Source organism: Bacillus sp. 95MFCvi2.1, assembly GCF_000374965.1.
GTDB classification, from domain to species: Bacteria; Bacillota; Bacilli; order Bacillales; family Bacillaceae_G; genus Bacillus_A; species Bacillus_A pseudomycoides.
In genome coordinates, this window is record NZ_KB895708.1 from 1 (window position 1) to 22,352 (window position 22,352).

The window sequence follows — 22,352 nt, forward strand, 5'->3', positions numbered from 1 at the left end:
TTACATTACTGCTTTTAAAAGTTCTGTTACTAATGGAAGTACTCCACCTAAGAATGATAAAACTGCCATTGCGATTGCCATATGATTTCCTCCTCTTTGTTCGTATTAAGGTATGATAATTTTTATAAATAATTGCGGAATAATGAACTTACATTACTGCTTTTAAAAGTTCTGTTACTAATGGAAGTACTCCACCTAAGAATGATAAAACTGCCATTGCGATTGCCATATTATTTCCTCCTCTGTTGTTGATGCTAAGATGTGATTTATCTTTATGCTTTTATTATAGTAAGCGCTTACATTTTTATCAATACATTCTTATATGCAATATTGCATATAGGGAGGTAACGAAATATCACATTTTCGCATTAAGACATGTATTAGAAATTAATTGTTCTCTAAAACAAAAAAATGAACTGAATTCTCATAGACAACTGTAGTGAGGTGGAATTTTTGTTTTGGGATACTCCAAAATATTAGGTTGATGGGCATATGGTGCTATTTCTATCACTGAAAGTAAACTAATATTTAAAAGTTCACATTCAAATATTAAGTAAAAAACCTATTCCAGTATTGGAATAGGTTTAACTATTATAGATAAGAATTTGTTGTTAATTCCATGTTTGTAGATTAGAATTTTGGTGAATAATTTTATTATTTTGCCAATCAATTTTATAATTATCTATAGTTCCAAACTTGTCGTGAGGATGCTTATAGGTTTTGCTATTTGATCCTATCCAACCTTTTAAATATTCATAGGATAATGTATACACATCTCGTTCTCTAGCATGTTTTACAGATAAATCTGTTGAAGTTGCATTTTTATCTGCAATTATGATTGCCATTGTACTTGGTTGGAAACCAAATCTTACTAGAGATGGAAGTTCACTGTCTGATGAAAAATTATCTTCTGCATTAATGAGTGGATCGGTACGTGAGCTCATAAATAATTCATTACCATAATAACCATTTGAATCTCTATTATAAGGTCCATATCCTTTATTATAAAATTGATTAAATTCTACATTCCAATCTACTTTTTTATCTGTGTTATTTGTTAAAAACGTTTTATAATTTGGTTGTTCATATGATATAGTATTGGACCAAGATGCACCAGCTGATACGGAAGATGAGGGACCTTCTGGTTTAACCTCTAAGCTCCCACCTACATTGTATGAAACTGTAGAAGATACTGTTTTTGATTCAATTTCATTTTTAGGTGAAACTTTATAAAATTTTGCATTGTCATTACTTGTAATTTCTAACCCTGTTTTAAAAGCGGATGGCCAGAAAATCTGAGCTGAATATGTGCCAGTACCACGCGAAAAATTCGAAGCAATATTACTTCCTTCTGTAAAAACGATAGCATATTTTTTATCAGTATTTGGATCATCAATGAATGAAACTTTTATTGAATTTTTTATGTTTGCTTCAGCATTATAAGTTGAATCTAGACTATGCATAATTTTCGCACCTTGTCCTATTTCTTCAACTTTTGGTAAAGAATCTGCGTGTACAAATGAAGCGTTAAATGCTAAAGATCCACAAACGATTATTATTGGTGGTGGTATTACGGCAAGAGGTACTAAGTTATTAGATGAAGTGAAAGAAGAAGTACAGAAATATTTGCATCAAGAAATTTATAATACATGTGAGATTAGTTTAGCGCAAAATCGCAATCATGCGGGAATGATTGGTTCAATTTACCACTTATTACATCCCTATGAATAAATGATACAGATATTTTCATATAATTGAAAATTTATTCTTTTTTTCAATTGACAAATGATGCTACAATATAAGAGGAGAATACAATATTTTCCCATTTGGAAAATACCTTGTAGAAAGGAAGAAACTTCATGCCTATTATTTTAGAAAAAGGACAGAAGATTGATTTAACGAAGGGACAACCAGGAGTAGCAAAATTACAGGTTGGCTTAGGATGGGATCCAATTGGACAATCAGGTGGATTTCTATCTTCGTTATTTGGAAGTAAACCAAACATCGATTGTGATGCATCTGTGATTATGCTAGAAAATGATCGTTTTTTAAATAAAAATGATCTTGTTTATTTTGGAAATAAACTCTCTGCTTGTGGAAGTATTATTCATTCAGGTGATAATTTAACAGGTGAAGGTTCTGGCGATGATGAAACAATTTTCGTGGAATTACATAAAGTTCCGAGTCGTATTAATCGTTTAGTATTTGTTGTAAATATTTATGATTGCGTGAATCGTCGCCAAGATTTTGGCATGATTCAGAACGCATATATTCGTATTCAAAATCCGCAAACACGTGAAGAATTAGCGCGTTATAATTTATCGGAAAATTACGGCGGGAAAACAACGTTAGTTGCAGGCGAAATGTATCGCGATGGGAATGAATGGAAGTTTTCTGCAGTTGGAGAAGGTACACAAGATAAGAATTTAAGTGAGATTGTATCACGTTATCAGTAATACAATTTAAGGAGGAATAATATATGGCATCGATTTCGTTAAAAAAAGGACAGAAAGTAGATTTAACAAAAACAAATCCAGGTCTTTCTAACGTTCTTGTAGGTCTTGGCTGGGATACAAACCGCTATGATGGACAAAATGATTTTGATTTAGACGTTAGTATTTTCTTAGTAGGTGCAAACGGAAAAGTATCAGGCTCAGAAGACTTTGTTTTTTATAATAATCCAAAGGGAGCAAACGGTTCTGTAGAGCATCTAGGAGATAATCGTACTGGCGAAGGCGAAGGCGATGATGAAACAATTAAAGTAGATTTAAAGAATGTTCCTGCTCATATTGAGCGTATTTGTTTTACAATTACAATTTATGACGGAGAAAGCCGTAGCCAAAACTTCGGACAAGTATCTAATTCTTTCGTACGTATTGTAGATGAAGAAAAAGGTGCAGAGCTAATTCGTTATGATCTTGGTGAGGACTTCTCTATTGAAACAGCAGTAGTAGTCGGTGAGTTATATCGTCATGCTGGGGATTGGAAGTTTAATGCAATTGGAAGTGGATTCCAAGGCGGATTAGGTGCTTTGTGTAGCAACTTTGGTTTAGATGTAGAGTAATAAGAAAAATATATAAATACAAATTGAAAAACCGGCATAAAAGCTTTCTTTTTAGGTGGGAGAGAGCATCCGGCCATGAATAGAAGCGGTCAGATTCTCTTCCTGCCTCATGCCAAATGAAAAGAAAGTGCAGGTCACTTTTGTTTTTTCACAGCAGCAACTTAAATGTTGAAACATCAAAATGGATATATATGAGTGAACATATACTTTACTCGTGTATATACTTTTTAGAATCATAGTATAAGAGGTGAATATAAATGGTTATTCAATTACAAAAAGGACAGAAGATTGATTTAGGTAAGACAAGTCCAGGTCTTACAAAAGCAGTTATCGGCCTTGGTTGGGATATTAAATCATATGATGGCGGATCTGATTATGATTTAGACGCATCAGCTTTTTTATTAGATGCGAATGGAAAATGTACGAAAGAAACAGATTTTATTTTCTATAACAACTTACAATCTCCTTGTGAATCAGTTTTACATACAGGTGACAACCGTACAGGTGAAGGCGAAGGCGATGATGAGCAACTTGTTGTGGATTTAACTAAAGTTCCAGCAGGTGTTCATAAAATTGCAATTACAGTTACGATTTATGATGCGGAAGGTCGCAATCAAAACTTTGGACAAGTTGCAAATGCATTTGTTCGTTTAGCAAATGAAGAGACAAATGAAGAAGTTCTTCGTTTTGATTTAGGAGAAGATTTCTCCATTGAAACAGCAGTTGTCTTTTGTGAATTATACCGTCATAATGGACAGTGGAAGTTTAATGCAGTAGGAAGTGGATTCCAAGGCGGATTAGGTGCGCTTGTAAGAGCGTATGGCTTGGATGCATAAGAAGGAAACGAACTTCGTTTCCTTTTTTTGACCTTTCTATAAATCTAGCAAAGAATAGGGGAAAACAGTAAGATGAGCATTTTACAAGGAATCCTTGATACGTATGCCCAATTTTTTGACTTGGACATGTGGATTAAAGTATTACAAGATCCTGTATCTTGGGGATTAATTGGTACACTTGTTGTACTTGAAGGCTTACTATCTGCCGATAACGCCCTTGTGTTAGCGGTAATGGTAAAACATTTACCAGAAGAAAAACGCAAAAAGGCATTATTTTATGGGTTAATTGGTGCATATGCATTCCGTTTTATTGCAATTGGAATCGGTATGTTCTTAATTAAATTATGGTGGGTAAAAGTATTAGGAGCATTGTACCTTGCATGGCTTTCTATTAAATATTTCATTGATAAACGAAAAGAAAATAGTGAAGAAGAAGAACATGGCCTGAACCAAAATAGTATTCTTTTTAGAATGTTTGGTGTATTCTGGGGAACAGTTGTCATGGTTGAATTAATGGATATTGCATTTTCAGTAGATAGCGTTCTTGCAGCGTTTGGTGTATCCAATGAAGTATGGATTCTGCTTCTGGGCGGAATGCTTGGTATTTTAATGATGCGTGGTATTGCAGGTGTATTCTTAAGATTACTAGAACGTATTCCAGAGCTTGAATCAACGGCGTATATTTTAATTTTAATTATTGCAGCGAAGATGTTACTATCTGTTATTCATATTGAAGTGCCACACTGGCTATTCTTTATGATTTTAGTTATCGCATTTGGTGCAACATTTATTTTGCATTATATGCGAAATTCTGGACAAGCCCGAGAAGAGATTGCAGCTACTAAGAAAGAAGATAAATAATTGAAATGGGTTTGCTCGTTATGCGAGCGCCCATTTTTTATAACTTAAAATAGTTTATAATAAAAAGATAAGATATTATTTCTTTAAAAAAGTAAATGTTTCTGGAGGTGAACTGTCGTGTTTTCGCGTTTTACACTTCATCCATATGCATTAAAAGAAGAAGCTGACTTAAAACAATTCGAAATGATTTTAGAAAAACGCCCACAATATGAATTAACAGAGAATGAGATGAAATTTAGCTATATAGCTTGTCGTATTCTTGGTGTCCCAAACGATGTAGATGAATATTTTAATGAACTATTTGATTATAGCGAAGCAAAAGGAATTACTGTACTACACGAACAGAATTTAAATAAAGTAATCGATTCTGAGAAGCTCCGCCAAATTCAAGAAGTATTTACATTACATCAAGAAGCGCCAAATGGACTTACTGTAAACCGTCTTGTTGCACATTTATCAGGAAAGCAATTGTTACCAAAAGTGGATAATCCAGATTTACAACACTATATACATACAGCATTTATCACTGTATTGAAATTGTATGAGAAACAGCATAATCAATCTTTAAAAACAGAAGGATTTCGCCGTTTCTTAATTGATATAATTAAATTAAGCGAAAATTACGTAGCGAAATGGTTTTCTGCAATTAATTATAAGAAACAAATGCCGCGTATCGTCTGGTACGGTGATGCGAAAGAGAGTCAGATCTATTTCTTATATTTTCTTATTATGCTCGGATGTGATGTTCTCTATTATCATCCAGAAGGAAAAGATGGTTTTGAAAGCATTGATGATGAAGATAGGACTTTTGTCGTTTCTCATCCAGGTCGCGTTTCATTAGAGCCATTCCCTGATCGGCGTCGTGAGCGTGTTGCAACGGTAGCTTATCAAGCATCGAAAGAAATTGAAAAAGTGCTTCATCATGATAATTCATTATTATACAAACCGTGGCAATTTCGTACGTACACGCCTGTAGCACGTACGCTGAAGACAACATACGATGAACTCTTTATAATTACGAAAGAAAAAGCATTTATACGCCCGACATTCTTTGTGGAAAATAAACATATTTATATTCCGTCTTTATTTGCGAAAGTGTCAGGTGTTTCAAAAAATGATAAAGAATATTTTCAGCGATTGAAAGCTGTCACATCGTTTGATAACAGCTTATTAATTAATACATTCCCATTTACAAAAGAACAAAAAGCGAATTTTCAATTTCATTATCGTGATGCGTTAGACCGTGCTGGAAATCTGCATCCCGATCAAATTATGAATAGTCATTGGTGGCCACATAAGCGTTTACCTGAAGGGCTGCAACATGGGATTGCAGAAGCTATTATTCATACGTGTGAAAGTGAACTTTGTAAACCAGTTGGAAAAGAGACAAAACAAGAGGTAGCACTGTATGTTTTTGCACAGCTTTCCCAAATTCCACCTCATATTTTAGAGTTACTTGAGAAATTTGATTATTCGCAAGAAGTACCGAAAATTGTTATATTTAATAATGAAAAGAGTGGGGAATTAACTCGTTCTGATGCTGTCTTGTTGTTGTTTTTAAATCAAATTGGAATTGATGTACTACATTTTAATCCAAGCGGTCGAAATGATATTGAGCAGTATATTGAAGCGGGAGCGTTTGATTCGCATTGGCTCGAAGAAGTGAATTTAGATCTTGAATTTCATGGTTCATCAGCCTACAAGAACTTATCTCAAACAATTAAAGGACTATTTCGTCCATTTTTATAAGGAAAGGGAGAATCATACATGAATAATCCAGTCGTACTAGATTCAAAAACAGAATTGAATGAGCAAATTGCACAAGATGTTCGTTTACAGCTTAGACAAGATGCTGAAGTTCAACGTATTTATAATGCTGTTGATATTAAAGATCAACTGGAATTAATTGAACTTGGTAAAGAACCTTCTATGGAGATTTCACGTTTTGCAGATCAAATTTTACATACGATGTCTTTATCCAAGATAGAGGATTCCGGTGAACTTTTAAAACAGCTTGGTAAAATTATGGACAGATTTGATAGTAAAGATTTCGCGGAAGAGAAAAGTGGCTTTTTCTCTCGTATGTTTAAAAAAGCGGATAAAATGATTGAACAAATCTTTAGTAAGTATCAAACGATGGGCCGTGAAATGGACAAAGTGTACGTGGAAATTACGAAATACCAAGATGAAATGAAAAAATCAATTGGTACGTTAGATGGCTTATATGAACAAAACTTAAAATATTATTTAGACTTAGAGAAATATGTAGTAGCAGGAGAAATGTTATTAGAGCGTCTAAATACAGAACTAGTTCCAATGTATGAAGAACGCGTTCGTAACAATGATCAATTGGCAGGTATTGAATTAGAATCTTTAAGAAACTCTGTCGAAATTTTAGAGCAACGCATTGATGATTTAGAGAAGGCTCGTATGGTTGCGTTATTAACAGCACCACAAATTCGTATGATTCAGCGTGGTAATAACAAATTAATCGGTAAAATTAATACAGCGTTTATTACAACAATTCCTATTTTTAAAAATGGAATTATTCAGGCTGTGAATGCAAAACGTCAAAAGCTTGTTGCGGATTCTATGGCTGAGCTTGACCGTCGTACCAATGAACTACTTAAGAAAAATGCACAAAACATTGCAACGCAAAGTGTAGAGGTAGCAAGAATTTCTGGTTCTTCTAGTATTAAAATGGAAACACTTGAAGAAACATGGAATATTATTTCAAGAGGTATGCAAGAAACACAGCAAATTGAAGAACAAAACAAACGTGAACGTGAAGAAAGCCGCAAGCGTATGGCGGAACTTACAGAGAATATAAAAAAAGAATTACAAGGGTAATGTAAAAAGGCAATGAGGAGCTCCCTCATTGCCTTTTAATTTTTCTTAAACACTTTTATCATTTCGTTTATAACAAGTGGAATAATACTTAGTAATATAACAAATCCCCAATCTTTTAAAGTTAAAGCATGTACGCCAAATATATTAGCAATCGGTGGAATGGAGATAATGCATACTTGCATAAGTACACCAATAAGTAGGGAGAAAACTAAGTATTTATTTGTGAATACTCCGATCGAAAAGATTGATTTTGTACTTGATCGTAAATTGAATGAATGAACAAGCTGTGAAAAACTGAGTACGACAAACGCCATCGTTTGGGCATGTAATAAAGCATCATCATCAATTTGAGATGGGAAAAGAGGGAAGATATTTGTATCTCCTGTATATAATTTTGCCCCAACAATAAAGGCGATTAACGTGATGAACCCAATTATAATCCCGTTTAAAATAAGAAAAGGAACGCTACCATGAAACAAGCTTTCTTTTGCATCACGCGGCTTTTCTTTCATCACATCCGGATCTTCTGGGTCAACACCTAGTGATAGAGCTGGGAGTGTATCTGTAATTAAATTCACCCACAAAATGTGAATCGGACGAAGTGGGGTAGCCCAGCCGAGTAAAATAGCTAAGAAGAGTGCAATAATCTCTCCAAAGTTGCAAGAGAGTAAGAAAAGAATCGATTTTTTAATGTTGCGATAAATATTTCTTCCTTCCTCAACAGCTTTTACAATAGATGAGAAGTTATCATCTGTTAAAACCATGTCAGCCGCACCTTTAGCAACATCTGTTCCTGTAATCCCCATTGCGACTCCGATATCAGCTTGTTTTAAAGATGGTGCATCATTGACACCATCTCCAGTCATAGAAACAATATTTCCTTTTGCGCGTAGTGCCTTCACAATTTTAACTTTATGTTCAGGAGAAACGCGTGCAAAGACGTTTAAATGATTAATTTCATTTGTTAGTTTTTCGTCTGAAATACGATCTAATTCCGTTCCAATCATGACTTCGGATTCTTTTTCAGCAATACCAAGTTCTTTTGCAATAGCAAAAGCGGTATCTTTATGATCTCCTGTAATCATAACAGTACGAATTCCCGCGTTTTTACATTCTGCAATAGATGCTTTTACTTCTGTTCGCGGTGGATCAATCATGCCGACAAGTCCGATGAATATAAGATTTTCTTCCATGTGATTGGTGTTAACGTTTTTTGTGTCATACTGTTTGAAAGCAAATGATAGTACTCGTAAAGCTTTTTGAGACATCATTTGAGCAGCTTCTAATATTTGTTCTTCAATTGCTTCGGTTAAGACCTCCGTCTTACCATTTATAAAGATATGTTTACAACGAGGTAAGAGTTTATCAATTGCTCCTTTTGTCATGCTGTAATAGTTTTCATTGTACTCATGCAATGTTGTCATCATTTTACGTTCGGAGTCAAATGGTAATTCGTTCACGCGTCTATGTTGATCTTCTAAAGTATCCTTTTGAAGATGAAAGATGCTGCCGGCAACAAGAAGAGCAATTTCTGTTGGATCGCCAGTTTGTGATTCAGCCTTATAAGATGCATCGTTGCATAAAATCATATTTTCTAATAATAAGCGCTGAGCATCATTGTTTATATTTAAATTTTTTAGTTTATCGTATGTATGGTCACTATAGAAATCAGTAACTGTCATTTTATTTTGTGTTAATGTTCCTGTTTTATCTGAACAAATAATTGTAACAGAACCGAGTGCTTCTACGGCTGGAAGCTTACGAATAATAACGTTTTGTTTAATCATACGTTGCACACCAATTGCAAGAACAATGGAAACAATAGCTGGTAATCCCTCTGGAATTGCTGCAACCGCTAAGCTAATGGCAGTCATGAACATTTCTAACGTGTCTCGGCCTTGGAAATATCCGATGAAGAACATGGTGATACAGATTGCAACTGCTACAAAACCTAAATATTTCCCGACTTGAGCTAAGCTTTTTTGAAGTGGTGTTGCATCATCATCCGCTTCATGCAAGAGAGTAGCGATTTTTCCAATTTGAGACTTCATTCCTGTTTCAACAGCAACACCAACACCTCGGCCGTATGTAACAAGGGTCGACATAAAAGCCATATTTTTTTGATCACCGAGTGGTATTTGTTCTTCATTTTGAAGAGAAGGATGGTAAAGTGAATCTTTATCCACAGGAACAGATTCGCCTGTTAAAGCAGATTCCTCAATTTTTAAATTGGCGGTTTCAATAAGCCGTAAGTCACACGGAATATAACGTCCAGCATCAAGCATAACGATATCTCCTGGAACAACATCTTCGGACGGAATTTCTTTTAGTTCACCATCCCGTTTTACAATTGCTTTTGGCGTTGCCATCTTTTTTAATGCTTCTAAAGCTTGTTCTGCTTTCGATTCTTGAATGACACCAATTACAGCATTTAAGACAACAACGAGAGCAATAATGCTCGCATCGGCCCACTCACCAACAAAGGCAGAAATAAGAGCGGCAATTAAAAGAACATAGACGAGAACATCATTAATTTGAGAAAAAATACGTTGCCATAAAGTCCGTTTTTGTTTTGTAGTGAGTTCGTTTCGTCCATATTTTTTTAATCGAATTTGCACCATTTCGTCTGTTAGACCATGTTGTTCATTTGTTTCAAGTGCAAGTATTGCTTGATCTTTCGTTTTACTGTACCAATTGCTCATAGATAAACACCTCCGGTAAAAGCAGTTAGCAATGGTAATAAGATAAATATTAAAAAAAGAGTTTGGTGAAAGGGAAGGTCTATGGTGAAGTTCTCCTTTTATTGTACAGTATTTGGAAAATAGATGTAGAAAAGTGGAAGGGTGTCATTAATTTGTCGGAAATAAAAAAGTCCCTTTGTATAAGGGACTTTTCATTATTTTTTAATTAGCGTACCTAATTCTTCAGTAATAGCCTGCATTTCACTAATGCTGAATGTTTCACGTTTCATTACATGGTCGTAAATATCTCGTAAATCTTCGTACATTTCTTGGTTAAAGCTTTCAGCTCTCATTGCTCCTGCGTTTACCATGCGTAACTTTTCTTTAATAGCTTCTACCATATATTCAACATTTTCTTGCGATTTTACGGATAAATCCACCGAAGTGTCCCCCTTTGAAATAACATAAAGATATCTTAACATTTTTTATCATTTTCGTTAATGAAACTTTTCAACCCTATTAAATTAGTAGGGATTTCCTTTATAATTAATAATTGGTTGTTTATACTATATGTATATATAAGAAATGCACCAAGAAGGGAAGAAACAAATATGATTCAAGTATTGTTTGTTTGTCTTGGGAACATTTGTCGTTCACCGATGGCAGAAGCGATTTTTCGTGATCTTGTCGTGCAAGAAGGATTAGAAGATAAAATTCAAATTGATTCTGCTGGAATAGGCGATTGGCATATTGGTCATCCACCTCATGAAGGAACACAAAAAGTTTTAAAAGAAAATGAAGTCTCTTTTGAAGGAATTAAAGCACGTCAAGTAGAAAAAGAAGACTTAACAAAGTTTGATTATATGATTGCCATGGACAACAAGAATATGGCAGATTTAGAAATTTTAGGTAAAGCTGGAGGCTATATTGGTAGACTGTCCGATTTTGTTCCAGACGGTGGCTGGACGGATGTTCCTGACCCTTATTTTACAGGGAACTTTCAAGAAGTATATGACCTTGTAACAGAAGGGTGTGCAAAATTATTAGCATTCATTCGAAATGAGCAAGGAATATGAGAAAGCTTAGAAAGAAATACTTTCTAACATAAGAAATGAAAGGGTGAAGGAATATGGCAAAGAAGAATAATATAGCTCGAAACATTGCAATTGGGGTAGCAGCAGGTGTAGCTGTTTCTATGCTTAAGAAAGAAAATCGTGAAAAAGTGAAAAATACAGCAGAAAAAGCAAAATCAAAAATGATTGAAATTGGCGAGAATGCAAAGATAAAAGAAAAAGTGCAAACTGTTACAGATAAAGGACGCGAACTTGCAGATTTTAATGTAGTAAAGGCGAAGGTAGCGGAAATAAAGAAGCTAACGCCAGCTGTTGTTGGCACGTTAAAGGAAACAAAAGAAATCTTTAGTAAGAAAAAGATTGAACGAGAGGAAAAGCCAGAAACAATTGAAATTCAAGCTGTGTCTCCAAAAGTAGAAGAATTAAAAGTAGAAGAAGAACCGGTAGTAGCTGAAGATGGTGGAATGAAAGAAGCGCGTGAATTATTTATGAAGGACTCTAATGCAGAAGAAAAAAAAACAGAAGCATACATTGAGTTAAAGCAAGATAAAGAAGAGAAGAAAAGCGTTTAGAGAAATATGAAAAAAATTCTAGAGAAAGCAAGGGGAAATCGTGTCTATTCGTTTGGGAAAGATCTATATGACCGAACGATGCGAGATGACGTAGCGGGCCTAGCAGCACAGCTCGCTTATTTCTTCTTGCTTGCTATTTTTCCTGGACTTGTTTTTTTAATTACGCTTCTTGGATTTATTCCAATTCAAACAGAGGATGTGCTCAGTTTATTAGAGGCTTATGTGCCAGAAGATGCAATGAACTTAATTGAAGTGAACGTAGATAAAGTTGTAAATGAACAAAATGGTGGTTTATTATCGTTTGGTTTATTATCAACGTTATGGTTTGCATCAAATGGTGTAAATGCAGTTATGAATGCATTTAACCGAGCCTATGATGTAAAGGAAACGCGCTCTTTTATCGCGACGAGAGCTTTGTCTATTGTGCTTACACTAGCAATGATTTTTATGATTGTCTTCGCGTTAATTGTTCCTGTATTTGGACAAGTAATTGGTGCAGCTGTTTTTAAAGCGCTTGGTTTATCAGAAAGCTTTTCTTTCGTATGGAGTATTATACGGCTAGTAGCCAGTTTCTTAGTGTTATTTGCCTTATTTAGCTTTTTATACACATTTGCACCTGATCGAAAGTTAAAGAGAAGAGAAGTTATATCAGGGGCATTATTTGCAACGGTTGGGTGGATTGTGGTATCGTACTCATTTGCCTATTACGTGGATAAATTTGCAAATTATGCAAATACATACGGTGGTCTTGGTGGTATTATCATTTTAATGTTATGGTTCTATTTAACGGCTTGGGTCATTTTACTTGGCGGAGAAATTAATGGATTACTACATTTTTATCGAACAAGTGACAATAATTCCCGTGATGAAAAATAATTTTCTGTTCCATAATAAAGAGGAACAGGGGGGATTCAAAATGAGTAATAATAAAAAAAATCATAATAACAAAAACCAAGGTAAAAAAAATAGTAGCTCACATCCAAAACATAAAACGAGTAGCAGTGCTAATGGACATAATAGCTATCATTAAAAAAACGGGTTCCCTCTGGGGACCCGTTTAGTTATTTCCTTTTAATAAACGTAAGCCGTTTAAAATTACAAGGATTGTACTTCCTTCGTGACCAATAACGCCAAATGGAAGAGCTAAAAATTGTAGGAAATTAGAGCAAATGAGCATTGCGATTACTGCTAATGAAAAAATAACATTTTGTTTTACAATGCGGTTCATTCGTTTTGATAAACGAATGGCCTGTGCAAGGCGAGAGAGTTCATTTTTCATTAGAACGACATCTGCTGTTTCTAAGGCAACATCTGTCCCTTCGCCCATAGCAACGCCAATACTTGCTGTAGCGAGTGCAGGAGCATCGTTAATACCGTCGCCAACCATTGCCACTGTACCGTATTTTTCTTTTAGTTGCTTCACCGTTTCTACTTTTGTTTCTGGTAAGCATGATGCGTAGTATTCTTTTATGTTGCTTTCAGTCGCAATTGCTTTAGCCGTCTGTTCGTTATCACCAGTGATCATGATAGCTTCAACACCAATGCTTTGTAAATCACGAATAGCAGCAATTGTTTCCTGGCGAAGTGTATCTTTTAAAGCAATAAGCCCAAGAATTCCTTTTTCATTACTAATATAGACAACAGTTTTTCCTTCTTGTTCGAGTGTCGTAGCGATACCATTGTGAAAAGTTTTTGTTTCTTCGCCAATAAAATCGGCCTTTCCAATCTTATAAGCTGTATTTTCTAAAATTCCTTTTAAGCCAAATCCAGTGACATCTTCTACACTTTCGGGTTTCGTTAATGTAATGTCATATGCATGTTTTGCGTACTTGACGATAGCTTCTGCGAGTGGGTGTGTGGAATGACTTTCGATAGAAGCTGTAATATACAACACATCTTTTTCTGTTATTTCATCACGTACGTAAACATCTGTTACAGTCGGTTTTCCTTGAGTTAATGTTCCTGTTTTATCAAAGGCAATTGCCTTCACTGAGGCAAGGCGTTCTAAATGAATACCACCTTTAAATAAAATACCGCTTCGTGCGCCGTTAGAAATAGCAGATAATGTCGCTGGTGTAATCGATGCGACAAGCGCACATGGAGAAGCAACAACGAGTAAAATCATGGCACGATAAAATGTTTCGTTCCAGCTCCAATCTAGTAGGAAATGAGGAACAAACATCATTAGAGCAACGATGATAAGTACACCTTTTACATATGTTCCTTCAAATTTTTCGATAAAAAGTTGCGATGGTGATTTTTCACTTTGCGCGTTTTGAACGAGACGGATAATTTTTTGAAACAATGTTTGGTCGCTTCTTTTTGTAATTTTAACTTCAATAGCCCCGCGTAGGTTCACGGTTCCAGCGAATACTTCATCACCAAATTTTTTCTCATTTGGGATAGGCTCCCCAGTGATAGCCGCTTCATCGATATTTGTTTCACCGCTATGAATTGTACCATCTGCAGGTACGCGTTCACCTGGCTTAATTAAAATGATGTCATCAATTTCTAACTGAGCTACTGGAATACGTTCTTCTGTTCCATGTGAAATGAGCAAGGCTTCTTCAGGTTGTAAATCTAGCAGTGCTGAAATTTCTTTTTGGCTTTTACTTAATGTATAAGCTTCCATTGCACCGCTTAGTGCAAAGATAAATATTAAGATGGCACCTTCTGCCCAGTATCCGATAATAGCGGCACCAATGGCAGCGAAGAGCATTAACATTTCTACATTCAACTCTTTTTCTTCTATTGTATCTTCGATGCCTTCTTTCGCTTTCGCATATCCTCCAATTATATAAGCGAGGATATAAAAAACTATCCCAGCAGTTGTTGCTTCGTTTTTTGTGAATAACCAACCGGATAAAATGAAAACACCAGATAGGATTGCAAAGATAAGTTCATAATGCTTTTGGAATGATTGAATCCAGGATGGGTTAGACATATTCTTTTTTGATGGTAATGCTTTTACTTCTGAGTTCATTATTACTCGCTCCTTCCAAATTCTTATTGAGAAAAAGAATCAAAATCGAAATCCCCATAAAACGACGAAAGCTGCCATCCATACGGATAGCAGCATTTCTATTGAAAAATTTTATCAGTTATTATTTTGTAATTATTCTATATTATATCATATGTTTTTACTTGAGAATATGTTTTTGTTTATATATCAAATTGAAAAACTTGTTTTTTTGCGTTTCCTTTGGTATATATGAATATTGTTCGTAAAAAGGTCGGAAAGGAAGACGATAAGTGAAGACAGAGAAATTTTTTACCCATCCAATTGGTGTGTTTGCTGCAGCGCTAGCAGCGACATTTCTATGGGGAAGCGCATTTCCTTTTATTAAATTAAGTTATGCTGAACTCGGAATTCAGCCACATGAAGTTGGCGAGCAAATATTATTTGCTGGTTATCGCTTTTTCTTATCTGGTGTGATGCTCTTATTCTTTTTTAAAGCAATAGGAAAAGATATGCATTTCAAAAAAGAAACAGGGAAGCAATTAGTGCAAATTGGTTTATTTCAAACATTTCTACAATATGTATGCTTTTATATTGGTATGAGTTACAGTTCTGGAATTGAAGGTGCTATTATTTCTGGTACATCATCTTTTTTTCAAATTTTAATTGCGCATTTTTTGTATAAAGATGATGCATTAAATATTCGAAAAGTAATTGGCGTGTCTATCGGTTTTTGTGGTGTGATTCTTGTGAATGTTCCAAGTGATGGAAGTATGGCGTTTCATTTTGGAATTGGTGAATTATTGCTTCTTGGGGCCGCGATGATGTATTCATATGGAAATATATTGGCAAAAGAAGGAAGTAAAACATTAGATGTTGGGTACATGACAGCATATCAGATGATTTTTGGATCTATCGGATTATTATGTATTGGTATTTTTCAAGTTGGATTTATGCCTTTTGTATTCAATATGAAAGCACTATCTATGTTACTTTATTTATCCTTCTTATCAGCGGCGGGGTTCTGTATATGGAATACAGTTATGAAGTATAACAAGGTCGGAAAAGTATCGATGTATATGTTCTTTATACCAGTATTTGGAGTCTTATTATCCAGCATGATTTTAGGGGAAGCAATTCATTCATTTGTTTTATTTGGATTAGCATGTGTAGCAGCGGGTATTATCGTAGTAAATCGGACACCAAATATGCAAAAAACGGAGCAAGAGAAACAAGCGGCATAAAAAGAGTAGGATTAATTTCTTTTAGTTTTAGAAAAAAGGATAGGAGTGTTCCTCTTTTTTTGAAATTTTATATGATAAAAACAGGAGAAGATAGGTTATATCACGAAGAAATATTAATATCCATTTATTGAGGAGAACATATTATGAATGAAATTTATATATTATTAATTGGACAGGTCATTGTATTTGTTGTAGGTGCGGTTTATGCAATAGCACAGACAAAGCAAACGGGAGAAAATGAGCCTTTACCATTATTGATTCGTCTTATTCTTAGTTTTTCTTTAACTGGTGGTGCGATCTGGATTTGGTTACAAGATCCATCTGTAGAGTATCGTCAGTGGGCTGCAATTGGTATGACTTTATCTACGCTTGGTGATTTATTTATGGCAGGGATCATTCCATTTGGACATCGGTTAATCGGCGGTATGGTTACCTTTGCAATTGCGCATTGTTTTTATGTAACAGCATTTTTGCAAACGGGTATCTCATGGAATGGGTTCTGGATTGGAGTAGTAGCATACGGTTTATTTTTAATAATTGGTTGGTTCTTTTTTATTCGCAATCAAAAACAAGATAGGCTGTTTACAATTGGTGCGCTCGTATATGGTTTATGGGTTGGAGGAATGGCGTGTTTTGCATTTGCATTATACTATGCAGACAACGGAATGTGGTGGATTCCAGCGCTTGGTGGATTGTTATTTGTGATTTCTGATTTTATTATTGGTGTAACGGATATTGGTGGTCGCAAAGTAAAGTATGATCCACTTTGGATCTGGGTAACATATGTTGCTGCACAGATGTGTATTGTATATGTTGGAATATAAAAGAGGATATCTCTAAAAGTAGCTATTGAGCTACTTTTGGGATATCCTCTTTTTTGATTATATATTATGCTACGATGTTCTTTTGCTGTAAAGCGGAAAGACTATATTCGTCAGCCGCTTTATAACCTTGAGATAATAGCTCATTAATGTATATTTTGTTATAAATAAAGCAGAAAACTAAATTAGAAAATCCGAATGTAAAAGCACTTGCAATTAAGATAATTAAAAACCATTTCCAATCCCCACGGAATATAGCAGGGGAAAATCCGAAGAAAAAGACAGTCCAACTAAAACCTAGTTTTGCCTGTTTAATTTGTCCAGTATTTTCGTTCCTTAAAAAATGAGTCCTCCTTGGAGTATATGCATTAATTTATAAAAGACCAATCTAGTATATCAATTACATTTAAGAATATTATTCAGATTTATAAAATTTTATAGGTTTTATCTTATTCTTTCGGAATTTTGTGGAAATTAATAATAAAAACTATCTATAATAAATGTAACAAAGGGAGAGGAATGAGAGATGGAAAATGAAAAAGAAAAGTCGCTTTCGTGAGCTTTTTGAAATACTAGCTATTGCGTGTTTGTTGTTTTTTTTAGTGAAAATTTTTGTGTTTTTTCCAACAACTGTGCAGGGAGCATCTATGAGGCCAACATTGCAAGATGGGGATAAAGTAATTATTAATAAGTTAGCAAAGAGATTTGAAACCTATGAGCGTGAAGATATTATTGTAGTAAAGACTGATAATTTTTATGTGAAGAGAATTATTGGGTTGCCAGGAGATGTAATTGAGATGAAAAATGATCAATTATACGTAAATCATCAAGTGCAAAGTGAACCTTATTTAGATAAAAATAAAAAACAAGCGAAACAACTTCTTATTAATTTAACTGAAGACTTTGGTCCTATTACGATTCCGAAAAATAAAATTTTTGTCATGGGAGATAATCGTTTAGTGAGTAGGGATAGCCGTAACGGCTTAGGACTGATTCATAAAACAGAAGTGCTTGGCACATTAACTGCAATCTATTATCCGTTTGATCATATGAAAATTGTGAACTAGAAAGAAGGGACAATATGGAGGATATGATTGGACACATTCTAGTAGGAGTTGGTCGCGCAGCAATTGCATTAAGTGAAATATGTGTTGATGCAGGTAAAGGGATTGTAAGAGGGACTGTTAGTATTATAAGAGTCGCTGGAGACTTTATGTTAGATGAAGTGGTAGAGGATGCATTAGAAAGATTAGCGGAACGAGAAGAACGGAAAAAGAAAAGAGTGCAGCGACACATAGAAAAACTGAAGCGGTATACATGGTTCAAGGTTTTATATGAGGATAAGCGCTGCCAGGAAATTTTTAATTATAATAAAGCATGCAGGGATGTATTAAGCAAACGTCGTTATGTACATAAGTTAATTCATAAAGAAGATGAAAGAAAGAAATTCATTAAGCGTGTGAAAATTGATGCAAAGGTTAATGATGTTAATTGGGATATGTGAAATAGAATATAAGTAAAAAACCAAGCAATTGTTACAATTTGCTTGGTTTTTTGTATTTACCTAAATTGTAGGTGCCTCGTTCGTTGCTATTTTCAAAGAAGGGGCTTCATCGTTTTTTTCATTTAGCATGAATTTGTACTGCAATAACTGTAATTTAAACAGTGTTAAAGGATCATGATATGTTTCTGGATTTGTTCTTAGTTTCGTTAATGCATTTTCATCTTCATTTATTTCGAGATGTGCAGCTTCCACAGTTTGCTTTAATATGCTAAGAGGTTCTTTAAAGAACATCATAATATCACGTTCTAATGCACTCTCGAATAATTCAAATTGAAGGAAGAACTGTTCAGAAATAGTTGTTGTTACATCTGTATAGTCTTCGGTCTCGATATAATTTTTATATTTGTTGTAAAGCATGGATTGATTTTTCTGCATGTTACCGAATAGCTTTCCAGCACTTTTTAATAGAAATTGTGTTGGTGTAAAGCGTAGTAAAATATTCACATCATCAACTTTGATCCGGTTTGTCATCCTTGCAACATCGCGGCGCCAATCATCAAGTAGTTGGAAATCGCATGGTAGTTTCATACGTTCTTCTTCGTATAATTTATTAAATGTTTCACTCATTTCATCTAAATAAGATTGACTTTGAATAAATTCATTATGGACTTTTTCAATCCATTCTTGAATAGATTGAGTAAACTTAGGTAATATCATTTGTTGTAAATGTTTTTGAATTCTTTCATTCATTGCTGCATTTAATTCTTCAGGAACTTGTTTAAAGTCACTATCTTCATGAACTAAATCGGAACAGCTCTGCAATAATTCAGGAATTTGATCATGAAGATCATGTATAATTTCATCTTTCGTTAAACGATATGAGTCTGTAATAGAGCGAGTCTTATCTTTTTCAATAGCAGTCAGGTTATTAATGAAGCCATTTAATTTCACTAAAAGGTGTTTATTCCAACGGATTGACTTTACTAACGTATTTTCTAATTGTACGCGTTCATTTAAGAGATACGTGATGGTCTTTTGAATAAACCATAATAGTTTTTCCGTGCGTTCGGTTTCTATATTTCTATTATTAAAGTTTGAAGTAATGGATTCTGTTAAATCACTTAGTTGCCCGCTGTTCTCTTCTAAAGATGAGTAAGGGAATACTCGTGCATTTGGAAAATGTACACGTATTTTAGACTCGGTTTCATTTAGCATTTTATTTGCTGTTTCATCACTAAAGATTGTATCGATTGTATTTAAAACAAAATGAACTTGTAAAGTCGGTATTTGTTCTCGTATGTATAGTAGTGTATCGATTTCTTCATCAAGTAAAGGCGAAGAGGTATTAAGAACATATAATAGATTATCGGTTGCATGTAAGTATTCAAGATTTGTATTCTCTTTATTGCCATTTCCATCAAAACCTGGTGTAACGATAAATGAGAATTTATTTTTTCGTAAAAACCTACATGGTAATTTAAACTCAATACATTTCTGCTCAGATTCTGATTTTGGAGGAACAGCCATCATTTCGTAAAATTCATCCAAATTGGAAGTAGTTCTTATTGTTAAATCCGTGAGTTCTGTAATTTCTGTTTGCGCATTATCTTTAAATATGATAGCGGCTCCAGGAGAATTTTTTAGTATACTTTCCCCTAATATAGAATTGATAAAGGATGATTTACTAGCATCATTCGTACCTGTAACGAGAACTTGTTGTACGTTTAGGTCGGAAAGTTCTCGAACAAGCCATGTGAAAGAATGTCCTAAGTCTACATCATTCTTTTCTGCCCATACGACAATAGTTTCAAATAAGCTTGAAACTTTGTCTAGATCAACTGTGTTAACTGTTTTTGAACTAGAAAGGAGTGTTTCAGCGCTTTTTACAAGTAATGTATCAAGGCTTTTAGGTGAAATCTCATTCCATGCTAACGTTGCAGCGGAAACAAATAGAGAATGTTCTGCTTTTGTTAAGCTAAACCAATTTGTTAACAAGTCTGGAATAAGTTCCTGTAGTTCATGCATCAAGTATTGTCCTGTAATTAATTCACAGTAGGTGTCTTGATAAAGAGTAACAATTTCATCCCATGAGTCGTAAGAATCTACCTCGACGTGTAAAAAAAGGTGATTGATTGTTTGAATCCATAATAAGTAGGTTGACTCATCTTGATAGATTTTCCAAAGTGATGAGACAAGTTGCTTAAATTGAACGGAATCGACGGTATATAAAACTTTTAATGCTTCATAAAAATATTTTGGTTTCATTTGTTTTGTGAATCCTTGATTCACATAACTTGTTAAAATCTCAAACCAATGTAATGATTTCGTTCGAATTCCTTCTTGAACAGCAAGGTCAATAGCATTGTTCCAATCCTGCTGTTTCTCATAAAAGGAACGAGCAATGGCAGTGATATTTGGATAGTCTGGTTGGAATGAAACTGCTTCACTAATGACCTTAAAAGCAAGTCCTAAGCGATTTTGTTCGATGTACAGAGAAAGAAGTTGCAATGAAACTTCCATTGTCAGTGTTGTGTCTTCTGTTTGAATCGATGTATAGATTTCTTCTGCCATTGAAAGCAATCCTAATTCAAAATAAGCGTCTGCTATATTTTTTTTTGCCCATAGAGAGAGATCATTGTTTACTTTCTCCCACTTGAAGATGGCTGTTTCGAAATCTTTATGATGATAATTAACTTCTCCTTGTGCGAAACGAATGTTAGCGATATTGGAAAATTCATTTTCAGCTTCATTTACATATGCTTCCCCAAGTACTTGAGGAGCCTGAACAGAATCCTGTTCAGTTAAGAATGTTTCATAGTATACCTTTTGAATCAATTGTTTTTCTATGGTCATGTTTTTTCCCCCTGTATAATTTAGAAAAATGATTTTTATGTAAAAGGATGCATAGTACTCTACACGGATGGAAGATGCATGTAATCTTTTTAAATATATGTTTACTGCCTATATCATTTTTCTTGAGAGTCAAACCGATGCTAAATGTAACTTTTCTTTATTGTAACAAAAATCACGCTTGTGAAGTCGGATTTTCTTATAATTATGAAGTGAAGTATGGATTTATCACGCTATTCGTGGACAATATGCATTCACACCTTAAGGTCCTGAAAAATGAAGATTAAAAGTAGTAAAAAGTTTCATTACAGGTAAGATGAATAGGAGTAGAGTTCATTATAAAAACGATGTATAGTGAATATGTATACCATGTTTGCTTAAAAGATAGAGAGGGTACAATATGGAATAACGATTGTGCATAGGATGTGTCATCCAAATGGAACAACATATTGGTGAGTTAATCTCACATTATGGGTATTTGGGAATTATTATAGCTCTTGCGGGTGGAATAGTGGGTCTGCCAATACCAGATGAGTTTTTGCTGACGTTTGTTGGTTATAATATTTCGAAAGGAACTATGTCAGGGACAGCTGCTTTTTTAAGTGGAATGGCTGGTGCGGTACTTGGAATTACTTTAAGTTACATACTTGGCTTAAAACTTGGACTGCCTGTATTAAAAAAATATGGTCCAAAGATAGGAATTAAAGAAAAGCAAATTGAAAAAACGCATGTTTTGTTTGAAAAATATGGTCCTTTTTTAATAATGATTGGATATTTTATACCAGGAGTTCGTCATTTAACTGCATATTTTGCTGGTATGTCAAATTTAACGTTTTGGAGATTTTGTCTATACGCATACGGTGGTGCTTTCATCTGGATTAGCGTTTTTATTGGACTTGGATGGAAACTTGGAGAGAAGTGGCGCTTTGTTGAATATAGTTTGCATCATTATGGAATGTGGATTTTAATTATCTCAGTAGTAGTTGTACTTATTGTATGGCTCTACATAAGAAGAAAAAAAACCGCTAGTTAAGCGG

20 protein-coding genes and 1 pseudogene are annotated in these 22,352 nt (G+C 34.5%); 15 read left to right on the forward strand and 6 right to left on the reverse strand.

Going from position 1 to position 22,352, the window contains the following annotated elements:
• Positions 1 to 611: 611 nt before the first annotated feature.
• The gene (locus C568_RS0121620) at positions 612 to 1,463 is read right to left on the reverse strand and encodes a beta-channel forming cytolysin (RefSeq protein WP_018782705.1); all 852 of its coding nucleotides are present in this window, start codon (positions 1,461 to 1,463) and stop codon (positions 612 to 614) included.
• Between the two features lie 76 nt (positions 1,464 to 1,539).
• Here C568_RS0121620 and C568_RS0121625 point away from each other — a divergent pair.
• The 7 genes and pseudogenes from C568_RS0121625 to C568_RS0121655 form a co-directional block, all read left to right on the forward strand.
• Positions 1,540 to 1,731: pseudogene (locus C568_RS0121625) on the forward strand (ROK family protein); the annotation flags it as partial.
• A gap of 128 nt (positions 1,732 to 1,859) precedes the next feature.
• Complete coding sequence (locus C568_RS0121630; protein ID WP_006093378.1) at positions 1,860 to 2,456, forward strand: TerD family protein; 597 nt, start codon at positions 1,860 to 1,862, stop codon at positions 2,454 to 2,456.
• A 23-nt stretch (positions 2,457 to 2,479) separates the two neighbouring features.
• On the forward strand, positions 2,480 to 3,064 hold the full coding sequence (locus tag C568_RS0121635) for a TerD family protein (RefSeq protein WP_003194793.1): 585 nt from the start codon (positions 2,480 to 2,482) through the stop codon (positions 3,062 to 3,064).
• A gap of 257 nt (positions 3,065 to 3,321) precedes the next feature.
• Entirely contained in the window at positions 3,322 to 3,900 is a 579-nt protein-coding gene (locus tag C568_RS0121640; protein ID WP_006093376.1) for a TerD family protein, read from the forward strand.
• A 72-nt stretch (positions 3,901 to 3,972) separates the two neighbouring features.
• Entirely contained in the window at positions 3,973 to 4,761 is a 789-nt protein-coding gene (locus C568_RS0121645) for a TerC family protein (RefSeq protein ID WP_006093374.1), read from the forward strand.
• 117 nt (positions 4,762 to 4,878) lie between these two features.
• On the forward strand, positions 4,879 to 6,510 hold the full coding sequence (locus tag C568_RS0121650) for a YceG family protein (protein WP_018782706.1): 1,632 nt from the start codon (positions 4,879 to 4,881) through the stop codon (positions 6,508 to 6,510).
• Between the two features lie 18 nt (positions 6,511 to 6,528).
• A complete protein-coding gene (locus C568_RS0121655) occupies positions 6,529 to 7,611 on the forward strand; it encodes a toxic anion resistance protein (protein ID WP_003194801.1) in 1,083 nt (360 codons plus the stop codon).
• 35 nt (positions 7,612 to 7,646) lie between these two features.
• On the opposite strand, the gene C568_RS0121660 is transcribed toward C568_RS0121655, so the two are convergent.
• Both C568_RS0121660 and C568_RS0121665 read right to left on the reverse strand, forming a co-directional pair.
• A complete protein-coding gene (locus tag C568_RS0121660; RefSeq protein WP_018782707.1) occupies positions 7,647 to 10,313 on the reverse strand; it encodes a cation-translocating P-type ATPase in 2,667 nt (888 codons plus the stop codon).
• 194 nt (positions 10,314 to 10,507) lie between these two features.
• A complete protein-coding gene (locus C568_RS0121665; RefSeq protein ID WP_003194805.1) occupies positions 10,508 to 10,732 on the reverse strand; it encodes a DUF1128 domain-containing protein in 225 nt (74 codons plus the stop codon).
• A gap of 171 nt (positions 10,733 to 10,903) precedes the next feature.
• Here C568_RS0121665 and C568_RS0121670 point away from each other — a divergent pair, with 171 nt between their 5' ends.
• From C568_RS0121670 to C568_RS0121680, 3 genes are read left to right on the forward strand one after another with little or no spacing between them, the layout of a single operon-like run.
• Positions 10,904 to 11,368 carry a low molecular weight protein-tyrosine-phosphatase gene (locus tag C568_RS0121670; RefSeq protein ID WP_018782708.1) on the forward strand — a complete coding sequence of 155 codons (465 nt, stop codon included), beginning with the start codon at positions 10,904 to 10,906 and terminating at the stop codon, positions 11,366 to 11,368.
• A gap of 53 nt (positions 11,369 to 11,421) precedes the next feature.
• Positions 11,422 to 11,937 (forward strand): DUF4075 domain-containing protein, encoded by a 516-nt coding sequence (locus C568_RS0121675; RefSeq protein WP_006093368.1) that lies wholly within the window; start codon positions 11,422 to 11,424, stop codon positions 11,935 to 11,937.
• A gap of 6 nt (positions 11,938 to 11,943) precedes the next feature.
• Positions 11,944 to 12,813: a YihY/virulence factor BrkB family protein gene (locus tag C568_RS0121680; protein ID WP_006093367.1), complete on the forward strand. Its 870-nt coding sequence runs from the start codon at positions 11,944 to 11,946 to the stop codon at positions 12,811 to 12,813.
• 181 nt (positions 12,814 to 12,994) lie between these two features.
• On the opposite strand, the gene C568_RS0121690 is transcribed toward C568_RS0121680, so the two are convergent.
• Positions 12,995 to 14,920 (reverse strand): heavy metal translocating P-type ATPase, encoded by a 1,926-nt coding sequence (locus tag C568_RS0121690; RefSeq protein WP_018782709.1) that lies wholly within the window; start codon positions 14,918 to 14,920, stop codon positions 12,995 to 12,997.
• A 269-nt stretch (positions 14,921 to 15,189) separates the two neighbouring features.
• Between C568_RS0121690 and C568_RS0121695 the strand changes: the two genes are divergently transcribed.
• On the forward strand, positions 15,190 to 16,140 hold the full coding sequence (locus C568_RS0121695; protein WP_003194814.1) for a DMT family transporter: 951 nt from the start codon (positions 15,190 to 15,192) through the stop codon (positions 16,138 to 16,140).
• Between the two features lie 143 nt (positions 16,141 to 16,283).
• Positions 16,284 to 16,964: a lysoplasmalogenase gene (locus tag C568_RS0121700; protein WP_006093363.1), complete on the forward strand. Its 681-nt coding sequence runs from the start codon at positions 16,284 to 16,286 to the stop codon at positions 16,962 to 16,964.
• A 64-nt stretch (positions 16,965 to 17,028) separates the two neighbouring features.
• Here the strand turns inward: C568_RS0121700 and C568_RS35675 are convergent, their stop codons facing one another.
• Positions 17,029 to 17,334: a hypothetical protein gene (locus tag C568_RS35675; protein ID WP_029427600.1), complete on the reverse strand. Its 306-nt coding sequence runs from the start codon at positions 17,332 to 17,334 to the stop codon at positions 17,029 to 17,031.
• A 160-nt stretch (positions 17,335 to 17,494) separates the two neighbouring features.
• Here C568_RS35675 and lepB point away from each other — a divergent pair, with 160 nt between their 5' ends.
• Positions 17,495 to 18,028, forward strand: a complete 534-nt coding sequence (gene lepB / locus C568_RS0121710; protein WP_003194819.1) for a signal peptidase I — start codon at positions 17,495 to 17,497, stop codon at positions 18,026 to 18,028.
• A 14-nt stretch (positions 18,029 to 18,042) separates the two neighbouring features.
• On the forward strand, positions 18,043 to 18,465 hold the full coding sequence (locus C568_RS0121715; RefSeq protein ID WP_006093361.1) for a hypothetical protein: 423 nt from the start codon (positions 18,043 to 18,045) through the stop codon (positions 18,463 to 18,465).
• 60 nt (positions 18,466 to 18,525) lie between these two features.
• Here the strand turns inward: C568_RS0121715 and C568_RS0121720 are convergent, their stop codons facing one another.
• Positions 18,526 to 21,318 (reverse strand): dynamin family protein, encoded by a 2,793-nt coding sequence (locus C568_RS0121720; protein ID WP_018782710.1) that lies wholly within the window; start codon positions 21,316 to 21,318, stop codon positions 18,526 to 18,528.
• A gap of 433 nt (positions 21,319 to 21,751) precedes the next feature.
• On the opposite strand from C568_RS0121720, the gene C568_RS0121725 reads away from it, so the two are divergent.
• Positions 21,752 to 22,348: a DedA family protein gene (locus C568_RS0121725; protein WP_003194825.1), complete on the forward strand. Its 597-nt coding sequence runs from the start codon at positions 21,752 to 21,754 to the stop codon at positions 22,346 to 22,348.
• Positions 22,349 to 22,352: the final 4 nt, after the last annotated feature.

Coding starts and splice junctions, on each gene's coding strand:
- C568_RS0121620 (WP_018782705.1), bottom strand. CDS start 1,463: ATGCATAGTCTAGATTCAACTTATAATGCTGAAGCAAACATAAAAAAT.
- C568_RS0121630 (WP_006093378.1), top strand. CDS start 1,860: ATGCCTATTATTTTAGAAAAAGGACAGAAGATTGATTTAACGAAGGGA.
- C568_RS0121635 (WP_003194793.1), top strand. CDS start 2,480: ATGGCATCGATTTCGTTAAAAAAAGGACAGAAAGTAGATTTAACAAAA.
- C568_RS0121640 (WP_006093376.1), top strand. CDS start 3,322: ATGGTTATTCAATTACAAAAAGGACAGAAGATTGATTTAGGTAAGACA.
- C568_RS0121645 (WP_006093374.1), top strand. CDS start 3,973: ATGAGCATTTTACAAGGAATCCTTGATACGTATGCCCAATTTTTTGAC.
- C568_RS0121655 (WP_003194801.1), top strand. CDS start 6,529: ATGAATAATCCAGTCGTACTAGATTCAAAAACAGAATTGAATGAGCAA.
- C568_RS0121660 (WP_018782707.1), bottom strand. CDS start 10,313: ATGAGCAATTGGTACAGTAAAACGAAAGATCAAGCAATACTTGCACTT.
- C568_RS0121670 (WP_018782708.1), top strand. CDS start 10,904: ATGATTCAAGTATTGTTTGTTTGTCTTGGGAACATTTGTCGTTCACCG.
- C568_RS0121675 (WP_006093368.1), top strand. CDS start 11,422: ATGGCAAAGAAGAATAATATAGCTCGAAACATTGCAATTGGGGTAGCA.
- C568_RS0121680 (WP_006093367.1), top strand. CDS start 11,944: ATGAAAAAAATTCTAGAGAAAGCAAGGGGAAATCGTGTCTATTCGTTT.
- C568_RS0121690 (WP_018782709.1), bottom strand. CDS start 14,920: ATGAACTCAGAAGTAAAAGCATTACCATCAAAAAAGAATATGTCTAAC.
- C568_RS0121700 (WP_006093363.1), top strand. CDS start 16,284: ATGAATGAAATTTATATATTATTAATTGGACAGGTCATTGTATTTGTT.
- lepB (WP_003194819.1), top strand. CDS start 17,495: ATGAAAAAGAAAAGTCGCTTTCGTGAGCTTTTTGAAATACTAGCTATT.
- C568_RS0121715 (WP_006093361.1), top strand. CDS start 18,043: ATGGAGGATATGATTGGACACATTCTAGTAGGAGTTGGTCGCGCAGCA.
- C568_RS0121720 (WP_018782710.1), bottom strand. CDS start 21,318: ATGACCATAGAAAAACAATTGATTCAAAAGGTATACTATGAAACATTC.
- C568_RS0121725 (WP_003194825.1), top strand. CDS start 21,752: ATGGAACAACATATTGGTGAGTTAATCTCACATTATGGGTATTTGGGA.